This is a genomic window from Alloalcanivorax xenomutans (assembly GCF_900217905.1).
GTDB lineage: Bacteria > Pseudomonadota > Gammaproteobacteria > Pseudomonadales > Alcanivoracaceae > Alloalcanivorax > Alloalcanivorax xenomutans.
This window is the reverse complement of record NZ_OBMO01000005.1, coordinates 186,565-197,166: the sequence shown is the minus strand read 5'-3', so window position 1 is coordinate 197,166 and position 10,602 is coordinate 186,565. Positions and strand designations below refer to the sequence as shown.

At 64.0% G+C, this 10,602-nt stretch carries 9 protein-coding genes; 4 read left to right on the top strand and 5 right to left on the bottom strand.

Annotated elements, in window-relative coordinates; translation table 11 throughout:
• Positions 1–215 precede the first annotated feature (215 nt).
• On the top strand, positions 216–1,229 hold the full coding sequence (locus tag CRO06_RS05805) for an agmatine deiminase family protein (RefSeq protein WP_097057964.1): 1,014 nt from the start codon (positions 216–218) through the stop codon (positions 1,227–1,229).
• 1 nt (position 1,230) lies between these two features.
• A complete protein-coding gene (locus tag CRO06_RS05800) occupies positions 1,231–2,139 on the top strand; it encodes a carbon-nitrogen hydrolase (RefSeq protein ID WP_097057963.1) in 909 nt (302 codons plus the stop codon).
• 141 nt (positions 2,140–2,280) lie between these two features.
• Here CRO06_RS05800 and CRO06_RS05795 read toward each other — a convergent pair whose 3' ends face one another.
• Both CRO06_RS05795 and CRO06_RS05790 read right to left on the bottom strand, forming a co-directional pair.
• The gene (locus tag CRO06_RS05795) at positions 2,281–3,024 is read right to left on the bottom strand and encodes an NUDIX hydrolase (RefSeq protein WP_097057962.1); all 744 of its coding nucleotides are present in this window, start codon (positions 3,022–3,024) and stop codon (positions 2,281–2,283) included.
• Between the two features lie 80 nt (positions 3,025–3,104).
• Positions 3,105–3,560: a DUF192 domain-containing protein gene (locus CRO06_RS05790; RefSeq protein ID WP_199466670.1), complete on the bottom strand. Its 456-nt coding sequence runs from the start codon at positions 3,558–3,560 to the stop codon at positions 3,105–3,107.
• A gap of 276 nt (positions 3,561–3,836) precedes the next feature.
• Between CRO06_RS05790 and CRO06_RS05785 the strand changes: the two genes are divergently transcribed.
• Positions 3,837–4,754, top strand: coding sequence for a LysR family transcriptional regulator (locus tag CRO06_RS05785; protein ID WP_179746497.1), 918 nt, complete (start codon positions 3,837–3,839; stop codon positions 4,752–4,754).
• A 392-nt stretch (positions 4,755–5,146) separates the two neighbouring features.
• Positions 5,147–5,290 (top strand): hypothetical protein, encoded by a 144-nt coding sequence (locus CRO06_RS20020; protein ID WP_022994473.1) that lies wholly within the window; start codon positions 5,147–5,149, stop codon positions 5,288–5,290.
• Between the two features lie 280 nt (positions 5,291–5,570).
• Here CRO06_RS20020 and CRO06_RS20015 read toward each other — a convergent pair whose 3' ends face one another.
• From CRO06_RS20015 to CRO06_RS05765, 3 genes are all read right to left on the bottom strand, one after another.
• Positions 5,571–8,303 carry a CehA/McbA family metallohydrolase gene (locus CRO06_RS20015; protein ID WP_179746495.1) on the bottom strand — a complete coding sequence of 911 codons (2,733 nt, stop codon included), beginning with the start codon at positions 8,301–8,303 and terminating at the stop codon, positions 5,571–5,573.
• A gap of 332 nt (positions 8,304–8,635) precedes the next feature.
• Positions 8,636–9,340, bottom strand: coding sequence for a polysaccharide deacetylase family protein (locus CRO06_RS05770; RefSeq protein WP_097057958.1), 705 nt, complete (start codon positions 9,338–9,340; stop codon positions 8,636–8,638).
• Complete coding sequence (locus tag CRO06_RS05765) at positions 9,340–10,515, bottom strand: glycosyltransferase (RefSeq protein WP_026949978.1); 1,176 nt, start codon at positions 10,513–10,515, stop codon at positions 9,340–9,342. The genes CRO06_RS05770 and CRO06_RS05765 overlap by 1 nt, the downstream gene beginning before the upstream one ends.
• Between the last annotated feature and the right edge of the window lie 87 nt (positions 10,516–10,602).

Sequence of the window (10,602 nt, the reverse complement as noted above, 5' to 3'; positions counted from 1 at the left end):
CCACAGTCTGTACCCTAGGGTCAGAAGCTTGCCTGGTCCCTCCACCCCGACAAGTCTCTTCTTTCTAAGACTTGCCGGGTAACCATACAAGCTTGTCCGGGCGGCGGGCCGCTGCAAGCGAATACCCAACACCGGAGGCCACGACATCGGGCCAGTTGACGGCGCCTTCGGGCGATACCACAATCGCGGGCCATCCCTTTTTGGAACCCGATATCATGCGCCGCCTGCTTCCCGAATGGCATCCTCAATGGGGCGTACTCCTGGCCTGGCCGGACGCCAATACCGACTGGGCCGGACTGCTGGAAGAGGCCGAACAGAGCTTCACCGCCCTGATCGGCGCCATCCTCGGCCATGAAAACGTACTGCTGCTGTGCCGCGACACGGCGGTGGAGGCCCGTGCCCGTGAGTGCCTGGGCGCCGCCGGCGCCAACCTGGCGCGGCTGCGGGTAGTGCACGCCGACTATGACGACACCTGGGCGCGGGATTTTGGTCCCATCGCGGTGGCCGACGACGACGGCTTGCGCCTGTTGGATTTCCGCTTCAACGGCTGGGGCGGCAAATTCCCGGCGGAGCGCGACAACGCCCTCAATCGCCGTCTGCCCTGGCGGGTTCCCGTGGAGGGTGTCGGGCTGGTTCTGGAAGGCGGCTCCATCGACACCGATGGCCAGGGCACGCTGCTCACCACCCGTCATTGCCTGGGCCACCCCAATCGTAATCCGGATCTGGATGACCAGGCCCTGGAAGCGGCGCTGCGCGAGCATCTTGGCGTGGACCGCATCTGGTGGCTGGAACACGGTCATCTGGAAGGCGATGACACCGACGCCCACGTGGATACACTGGCCCGCTTCGTCAATCCCACCACCATCGCCTACGTGCAGTGTCAGGACGACGGCGACAGCCACTACCCCGCCCTGGCGGCCATGGAACGGGAACTTCAAATACTGGCCGAGCAGAATGGTTTGACGCTGGCACCGTTGCCAATGGTGTCGTCGCAGTACAATGACGACCGCGAGCGATTGCCGGCCACCTATGCCAACTTCCTGATCACCAATCAGGCGATTCTGATGCCCACCTACCAATGCCCCACCGATGAAGCGGCGCTGGCCGCGCTGCAACAGGCAGCGGGCAGCCGGCCGGTGATCGGCATTCCCTGCCGCGCCCTGATCGAACAGGGCGGCAGCCTGCATTGCGTTACCATGCAATTACCGGAAGGCGTGCTGGAGGACTGACATGCGGATCGCCCTGGTTCAACAAAACATTGTTCAACACAGCAACGGCAACGACCTGGAAGCCAACCTGAACCGGTCCCTGGAACTGGTGCGTCAGGCCGCCGCCGAAGGGGCCGAACTGGTGCTGCTGCAGGAACTGCACCGCAGTCTCTATTTCTGCCAGACCGAGGACACGTCGGTGTTCGACCTGGCCGAGCCGATCCCCGGCCCCAGCACCGAACGGCTCGGCGCTCTGGCCCGGGAACTGAACATCGTCATCGTCGGCAGTCTGTTCGAAAAACGCGCCGCCGGCCTCTACCACAACACCGCGGTGGTGCTGGAACGGGACGGAACCCTGGCGGGCATCTATCGCAAGATGCACATCCCCGACGACCCCGGGTTCTACGAGAAATTCTACTTCACCCCCGGTGATGCCACTTTCAATGACGGCCACTCCGGTTTCACGCCGATTCAGACCAGCGTCGGCAAGCTGGGCGTGCTGGTGTGCTGGGACCAGTGGTATCCGGAAGCGGCCCGGCTGATGGCGCTGGCCGGTGCCGAGCTGCTGCTCTACCCCACCGCCATCGGCTGGGACCGCAACGACGATGACGCCGAGCAGCAGCGGCAACTGGACGCCTGGATCACCGTGCAGCGAGCCCACGGCGTCGCCAATGGTCTGCCGGTGCTGGTGGCCAACCGCACCGGCTTCGAGACCAGCCCGCACGGTGGCGATGGCATTCAGTTCTGGGGCAACAGCTTCGTCTGCGGCCCGCAAGGTGAATTCCTGGCCAGGGCCGGCAGCGACGAGGAAACCGTGCTGGTGGTCGACGTGGATACCCGCCGTAGCGAGGCGGTGCGACGCATCTGGCCGTACCTGCGCGACCGCCGCGTGGACGCTTACGGCGATCTCAGCAAACGCTACCGGGACTGAATAACCTCGCGATCCGGCGATCCGCTGACACCAGGTCACTGTAGGAGCTTGCCTGCAAGCGAATTCTTCCACCGTCGGAGAATATATTCGCTTGCAGGCAAGCTCCTACAGCGGCTAAAGAACAGGGTGCATGTTCCCCCTTTACGGCGAGGCGAAGCGCTCGGCGGCGTCTTCCTCGCTCAACGGCGCCATCCGCCGTGGGCGGTGAACGCTGGCGTATTCCATCACCGCCGTCACCGAATCGAACTGACCGAGACGGCGCAGCACACTCAACGTCGGAGTAGCGAACTGGCGCTCGCCTCCGCCATGATATTCCAACGCCAGACGGGGGTTGACCCAGCAGTGGTCGATGGTTTCCTGGCCATCATGACGGGGTTGCTGGAACGGTGGTGCCTCGGCGACGAAGAAACGGGTATCAAAGCGGCGCGGCGGCCCCGGCGGGGTCACCCAATGGTCGAAATAGCCCAGGCTTTCCAGTGGCACCCGCAGATCGTGGCGCCGGCACAACGTCAGCCAGTCCAGTTCGCCGTTCATGACCGCGTCACGGTCATCGGCCAGTACCGGATGGTGTGGTTCCGGCCAGTCGGCATCGCCGGGCCGGGCCAGCAATACACCGGCCTCCTCGAAACACTCACGAATCGCCGCCACCAGATAGCCCAGACCGCCTGCTTCCAGATTCAGCAGGGTGTTGGCGGCGTCCTCATCGAGGCCGTCCAGATGGGGCATCAACGCCGGATCGGAATCGGCGTGATCCACCGCGCCACCGGGGAAAACATAGAAACCGGGCATGAACACCGCTTTGTGGGTGCGCTGCAGCATAAGTACTTCGAGGCCCTCACGGGCGTCCCGAAGCAGGGCCAGGGTGGCCGCGGGACGTGGTTGCATAGATCAGCTCGCTTGATTCTTCTTTCCCTTCACCATAGCCGGTCCTTGAGCGGAATGCGACGCTTGCCAGGCGGCTCCGTTCATTCCTCGTTCTCCGGCTCGCATTCCACGGCGTCATTGGCCGGTCTGACCCGGCTGCCCGGCGTCACGCCGTGACGGACGAAAAAGCCGGCATTCACTTCCAGGACGTTTGAATAGCGGGCATCGGAGCGGTACACCGGGCAGGAATAAGGGTCACGGTGAAGGCAGGGTTCCATGGTGTGAATCGTCAGGATTTCACCGCTCTGGTCCAGGAACGCGATATCCAGCGGAATGCGTGTGTTGAACATCCAGAAACCGTTGGCCGCCGGCTGTGGCCGTTCAAACCGGAACCACATGCCCTTGAACGCGCCCAGTTCATCCCGCTCCATCAGGCCACGGGCCCGCTCTTCAGGAGTGTCCGCCAATTCCACCAGTAGCCTCTTCGATACGCCATCCACACACAGCACGGTATGCCCCGTCGGCACTTCCACGGCCATCCCCAGGGATGTCACCATCGTCAATCCGGCCGCCAGCAGCCTGACCGGAAACCACTGAGCGATAGTCCTTGCTCTCACCGCGCCGATTCTCCCATGGTTGTTAACATGGCAATGGCTCATTGCCGGGCTCATAACTTATGTGCACGATTGTATTCAAAAAGTTGTTTTGTGATATAGTCAACTGAATTCGCTTTCCTGAGGTGTGCATCAAGGACTCCCAGTCGGAGAAAGGCTTCTCCGTCGGCACACCTCCGCGCATAACAACAAACAAGTGCGGAACGAAGGATAAGAATGATGAAACGGACGCCAGACTTCAGCCTCTTTCTCGCCGTGGTGAAAGCCGGCACCCTGTCGGAAGCTTCCAGGGTTCTCGGTATGTCCGCGGCGGCGATCAGCAAGTATCTCACGCAACTGGAACAGCACATGAAGCTGCGCCTGCTGGCCCGTAGCGCCCGCGGCTTTCATCTTACCGAGCATGGTCGTGAACTGTTCGAAAGTCTCGATCACATGCTGCCGGAACTGACCCCGATTCTCGGGGAGCCGATGTCGCGGCTGGACCATCCCACCGGCACCCTGAAAGTGGTCTCCTCCATCGCCCTGGGGCGTCACCGGGTGGCACCGTTGCTATCGGAATTCAGCGCCCGCTATCCGGAGGTGTCCATCCAATTGCAACTGGGCGACGCGCCGGAAGATCTGTTCCGCTCCGGCGTGGATGTGGTGATCTCTCCTGGTGAGCCCATCGATCAGTCGCTGGTGGCGCGCCGGTTGATTACTCACCCGTGTTGTCTGTGCGCGGCGCCGGACTATCTGGCAAGGCGGCCAGCGCCTTCCCACCCCCGGGAATTGCACCAGCACGACTGCCTGATACTGGATTGCCACGGTGCCTTCCGCGATCGCTGGGTGCTGCGCGACCCTCGTGGCGGCACCCACACCATCAAGGTGGCGCCGCACAAGATCACCGATAACAGCGAGCAGCTCAAGCAGTGGCTGCTGGACGGCCACGGGCTGGCCCTGAAAAGCGAGTGGGACATCGCCGAGCACCTGCGCCGGGGTGAATTGGTCAAGATCCTGCCCGATTACGAAATGCCGCAGCTGAGTTTCTATGTGATCTACGGTGGCCGCCACCTGGTACCGGCGAAAACCCGGGCTTTCGTGCAGTTCATCGAGAACCAGCTGCGCCCCCGGGAAGATCCGGAACGCCTGCGCGCCTGAGCACTGGCTTAAGGTGCCCGCCCCGGTGGCCCGACCCGGCTACGGGGGCGGTGATCATTTTTTATTCTTTTTTCTTTTCTTTATCCCTCCATAAGCGTAGTTTGAAGAGCAGAACCTTCGGTTAGAGGCCGGAGGTCGGGCCCGAGGGATCGGGCGATACAGGTTGCAGCAAGACCCGACTGAACATGGCGCACGGGCGATACGGGAGCTGATCGGCTCCCCAGCAGGTCCCGGAGTTTTTACCGACTCCCGAGCCGGCACTACCCCCGCCGGAGCAGTCTCGAAGGAACCCGGCCGGATCCACTGGAGATGGCAAGACGGTTCCGTTCGATGCCCCCATGCGCAGCCCATTACCGGCCCCCCAAAAGGAGGCCTCACAGGGAGGTTCTATCATGACTGACCGTTTGCTTTACAAACTGCTTCTGGCATCCGCGCTGATCTATCTGCTCGGCGCCACCACCTCCACGCGTGCCCACGAACCCGACTCATCCATTTCTTTACCCTTCTCCCAAAGCGCTGTCGTTTTCTCTGCCTGACGCCAATCGGGGGCTCTGGCCCACCGCTTCGCGGTGGGCTTTTTTATGACCGCCATCCATGGCGGTCACCCTCCGGGCCGTCGCTAAAGCGACGTTAAAAATCGCTCCCGACGATTTATTTATGACCGCCGTCCGTGGCGGTCACCCTCCGGGCCGTCGCTAAAGCGACGTTAAAAGTCGCTCCCGACGATTTATTTATGACCGCCGTCCGTGGCGGTCACCCTCCGGGCCGTCGCTAAAGCGACGTTAAAAATCGTTCCCGACGATTTATTCATGACCCTCAGTGCGGATGAGGATGATCATGGTCCTGCGTTTCCGGCGAGGGTATCGCCCGGGCCCGATCCAGCCAGCGCCGCCGCCAGTTGGCCAGGGTATCGCTGGTGACGCTTCGGGTGCCGGTCAGCAGCGACGGCGTCTCGCCCACGGCGCTGTCGGTGACGCGATGGAATACCCGCCAGGTAGGATCCCGCTGCGCCAGGGCGCCCCGGTCCGATGCGAACACCACTTGATCGCCCATCGCCCGGGGCCAGACCGCGTTACCTTTACCGGACAGTCTCCGCGCCGCGCTCCAGCCGGTCTCCTCGTGCCAGGTGCTGCCCCACAAACGATGACGCCAGTCACTGTCCCGGCTGTCCATCCAGATCGCCTGGACACCACCGTCGCCGCGCACCGACAGTGTCGGCCGCTGGCTCATGGCCTGATCATTGGCCCCCACCGGTACCGGCTCCGACCAGCTCAGCCCCCCATCCTTGGAAACGCTGGCGAGAATCGCGCTGTTGACTCCGGCGCTACGCAAGACCTTGGCATCCCAGGCGGCGACCAGACGGCCGTCGCCGTCGGCGATCAGACTTGGGTGGCGATCCGCCAGCGCGGTCTCGATGAACGCATCGTCCGGGCTGCCGTTATTGGAGACCCGGACCAGCGGCGACCAGACGCCGGTTCGCGGCTCCCGGCTGCGGGCGACGATCTCCCAGTTGTCCGGATCGGTGCGGTCAAGCCCTTCCAAGCCATCATGAAACCCGGTCTGTCCGGTCCAGCCCGGATTGACGTCGAAGCGGTTGTCCTGGAACACCACCACCACGGTATCGTCCGCCAGCACCGTCAACGCCGGGTGCACGGAGGCGGGATCACGAGTACTGCGCGTGTCCAGCGCATGGCCGCCGTCGCAGCTTTTTTCGCCGCTGAGAGATTCCGTAGTGGCGTCGACACCAACCCGTATCATCAGATCGAAGCAGCGCCGGCTATTGTCGCTCCATGCCACCACCGGGCGGCCGTCGCCCAGCACCGCCAGAGCCGGCCGGATCGCCCTCGCCTCACCATCGCTCAAGTGCACCTCCGGCTCCCATGTCAAACCACCGTCGGCGGAACCGCGCAAAATGATCTGTGGCCGACGGGGCTGTTGCCCGCGACGCTCATCCTGCCAGACCACCCATACCCGGCCGCCTCCGGTGGCGATGCGCGGGAAGCGCGCGGCGCCCGCCAACGCGTTGAGCACCACCGGGTCAGCCTGATCGCCACGCCGGAACAGGATGTCGGTGCCCTCGGCGTCGTGACGTTCGGCCACCACCAGAGGCACTCCCTCCGCCGTCTCGGCAACGTCCGCGAAGCCGCTGAAGGCGCCGCGCTCCCCCACTACCAACGCGGCGCCGTCCCGCCATTGCAGGGACGCCGGCACCGCCCTTTCCCCTTGCGGCACGCCGCCAGCGTCGGAGGCGCGCAGGAATATCGGCGAGGTCAGCGCTTTGCGCACACCCAGCAAATCGGTGACTTCGGCATAAACCCAGTAAGGCGCATCGCCCTCCGGCCGGCTCACCGTGGTCACGAAGGTGTCATCGGAGGAGGAAGGCCGGAACGTGGCCAGAGGGCCAGCGTCCCTGCCCGGCGCCGCGTACAACCTCAGACGGTGCGCCAGCCCCCGCTGCACCCGCATTCGCAACGTCACCGGCTGCCCCGCCGCAGCCACCACCGCATCGCCCGGTAACGCCTCGAAGACGCCATCACCCTGAGCGTCCGCCCGCAACGTCAGAAACGGCGCCAGAGCACCGCCCTGGCTCAGCACCGTGTGGCCGTGCCGGAGTGCCCCGAGAATCGCCCGCTCGGTAACTACCGGAGCGAACACATGGGTTTTCACCGTACCCGGGCCGAACCCCAGCCACAGTTCGCGAAAATGGTTGTCGGAACTGGCGGTGACGCCGGTTTCCATACCCAGATTCCAGCGACTCTCGGCGTAGGCCAGTTGGGCGTCCTTGTCCTGGGCGATGTTCCAGACCTCGATCAGGTCACCGCCAATCAGGCTGGCGTGATCGTTGGGTGTGCCGTTGTCATCGCTCCAGTCCCGATCCGGGTGGTTCGACTGCCACACCGCGCCCTGGCCGTGGGCGTCCCAAAGGCTCTGCTGGGTAGGCCGGTGCTCCGCGCCTTCAGCGCCATCCATGCCATCAAGGACGGTGTCCACGGCGCCGAGAATGTTGGCATGGGGGCGGCCATTGGCTTCCTCTCCGGGAATCAACAGCAGATCGCTGGAGGTCCATAACGGATCCCAGTGCTGGTCATAGGTGCGATGGTCGGTGAGCGCCAGGAAATCCAACTCCTGGCGCACCGCCTGGCCGATTTGATCGGCCACCGCCACGTTGCCGGGCAAGGCGTCATCACTGGCCTGCCGCCACATGGAGCCATCCGAGGAATGATCGGTATGAACGTGGGTATCGGTGGCCAGCCACTGCCCCCGGGGGGCGTTCAAGGACGCCGCGGGCAACGGCTCGTCGGACCATTCCGGGTCGAAATAAACGGGTTCCGGTTCCGGCTCGGGTTCAGGTTCCGGTTCCGGTTCCGGTTCCGGTTCAGGTTCAGGTTCAGGATCCGGATCTCCCTGCCCCGGAGGCGTGCCGGGATCACCACCGCCATCGCCCGGCGAATCCACGCCCCCCGAGCCACCCCCGCCTCCGCAACTGGCCAGCGCCAGTAGCAACAGCCCCAGGCCAAGCCATTGATTGATCCCGCTACCTTGTTCCACCGCCGCTTACTCCTTGCCTTGTGAGGCACCATGGTTCCAGGTTTAAAACCAGCGGCACTTTAAGCGCGCCCCATGTTGCTTCGATGACAGCAGGGTTATCGCAACCGGTAACTGTGTTGTGAAAATGTAAGGTTCATCGCCAAATAACGGAGATAATTACCTCCATCGAGACGCGGCTCTGTACGGAGGCCTTCCGGGATCGCCGTGAATACGTCCCTGTAGGCTTCCGGTCGAACGTCCCTGTTCGACAGGGTCCCGCAAAAGCGTAACGCGCCTCCGCTGTCCCCGATGGAGGGAAACGAACCAACAGCAAACAGAAGACGCCTGGGGCCTCAGCGTGACCAGACCGAGGCGTCGTAGGCCAACGGCCGCTCGACCCTGGCGATGTCGGCGAGCAGGTCGCCGCGCAGATGGTATTCCAGATCAAACGGGTGAATGGACAACCGCAACGGCGTACCGGTGACAGCGGCGAGGCCGCGATTAACCGCATTGCACAAACGCAACACGCGGGCACGGCCGGGGGTATCCGCTTCATACCCCAACAGCGGCAACAACCGGAAACGATCCTCGCGCAGATCATGGATACCGGTGAGCGTCTCGATGTAGCGGAACGGCAAATCCGCCCTGCTCGCCCGGGGCAACGGACCGAGCGCCCAAGCCGGCGGCACGTACAGATCACCAACTGGAATCCAGTGCCGCTCAAACCAGTCATGGCAGTCCCGGATCAGGGCGGCCACACCCTCACCATCCAGGGACAAATGCTCCGCCACATCACGCGACAGCAAGGCACTGTGCGCGTGGTGATAAACACTGCGTGGCGGATCGCAGCGGTGGCGCCAGCCATGGCCCGCCAGTGGATAGCCGCGCCCCGCCAGATCACGCAGCCAGCACAGATCGTCCTCGCTCCAGTCCCGGCCGGGCACCACCAGCAGGGTCACCGCCTCCGCCGGCAGCCCGTCCAGAACGGCCAGCAGCGACGACACCGCGGCGCGGGTCTCCGGCATCACGTCATGCACCGAAACCAGAACCGGTGCCATCAACTCACCCGTGCCTGAGTGGAAAGCCGCCGCAACAGCGCCAGGGTCGGCGACGGCCACGGCTTCGGCAGCGACTGGGCCTGGCCGGCGCACTGTTCCAGCACCCGCAGCCAGTGCCCCACCGCCTGTTCGTTCATCAGCACGGCGGCGGATCGGCCGCTACGGGCACGCAGCGCCCGGCTGCCGGCGCTTTTCGCCTCCAGCTCCGCCAACGCCTGCGCCAGACTCTGATCGCGGCCCTGCACCACCAACGCCGCCCCCAGCGCCGGCCATTGATTGATGCCGCAAGCCGGCGCCGTGATCACCAGGCGCTCCCGGGCCAACGCTTCCAGCGCCACGGTGCCGAACGCTTCCACCGTGGAAGGCAGGATCAGCACCTGGGCGTCATCCAATGCCCGTACCACGGTGGCGCGATCGCACCAGCCCAGATACCGCAGATTGGGAAAGCGTTCGGTGGCGGCCTCCACTTTGTCCCTCTGGGGGCCGTCCCCGGCCACGGTAAAGGTCATCTCCGGGCGGGCCGCCGCCAGTTCCAGGAAGCGGTCAATGTTCTTCTCCGCCGCCAGCCGGCCCACATACAGCACCGAGGACACCGTGTCCGCCAGCGGCGTCACCGGCGTGTGCACGAATTCCGGCGCCAGCGGCGTACCCACCAGCTGCGGATGGCGAGCGCCGGCCTGTCGCGCCTTGCCGAGCATGTCCTCGCTGATGGTCACCACCGCGCTGCTGCCACGGAACAGGGTCCGGTTCAGCCAGTTCAGAAAACCGCCAGCCAGACGCGCCAGGCGCGGCCCCCAATAGAGCTGCACCAGTTTGTCGTAATCGGTCTGAAAAGTGACACAGACGGGGATACCCAGTTTGCCGGCGGCCCAATAGGCCCCCAAGGAAAAGATCCCGGGACCGGGGATCACCACCACATGGGGTTTCATTTCCCACATCAGCGCGGTCAGCTCACGCATTTTGGGAAAGAAAAGCCGCTGAGTGGCATCGCCGGGAATGGGAATGGACGCCCCCTGACAGGGGTGCGGATCCTCGAGGCTGGGCGAGACCAGTTCCACCCGCGCCACCCGATCCTGCAAATGCGCCACCAGATCCTGGAAGTAGGCACCGACCCCATTGCGTCCCTTCATGGCGTCGACGACGAACAGCACGCGTAAATCGCTTTGTTTCACCATGGGACTTTGCCTCGTGAATACGCATCGCGCTGGCACATCATCGTGACGATACCAGGGCGATGCGTGTTCGCGGGCACAGTATGGTGA

Coding starts and splice junctions, on each gene's coding strand:
- CRO06_RS05805 (WP_097057964.1), top strand. CDS start 216: ATGCGCCGCCTGCTTCCCGAATGGCATCCTCAATGGGGCGTACTCCTG.
- CRO06_RS05800 (WP_097057963.1), top strand. CDS start 1,231: ATGCGGATCGCCCTGGTTCAACAAAACATTGTTCAACACAGCAACGGC.
- CRO06_RS05795 (WP_097057962.1), bottom strand. CDS start 3,024: ATGCAACCACGTCCCGCGGCCACCCTGGCCCTGCTTCGGGACGCCCGT.
- CRO06_RS05790 (WP_199466670.1), bottom strand. CDS start 3,560: ATGGTGACATCCCTGGGGATGGCCGTGGAAGTGCCGACGGGGCATACC.
- CRO06_RS05785 (WP_179746497.1), top strand. CDS start 3,837: ATGAAACGGACGCCAGACTTCAGCCTCTTTCTCGCCGTGGTGAAAGCC.
- CRO06_RS20020 (WP_022994473.1), top strand. CDS start 5,147: ATGACTGACCGTTTGCTTTACAAACTGCTTCTGGCATCCGCGCTGATC.
- CRO06_RS05770 (WP_097057958.1), bottom strand. CDS start 9,340: ATGGCACCGGTTCTGGTTTCGGTGCATGACGTGATGCCGGAGACCCGC.
- CRO06_RS05765 (WP_026949978.1), bottom strand. CDS start 10,515: ATGGTGAAACAAAGCGATTTACGCGTGCTGTTCGTCGTCGACGCCATG.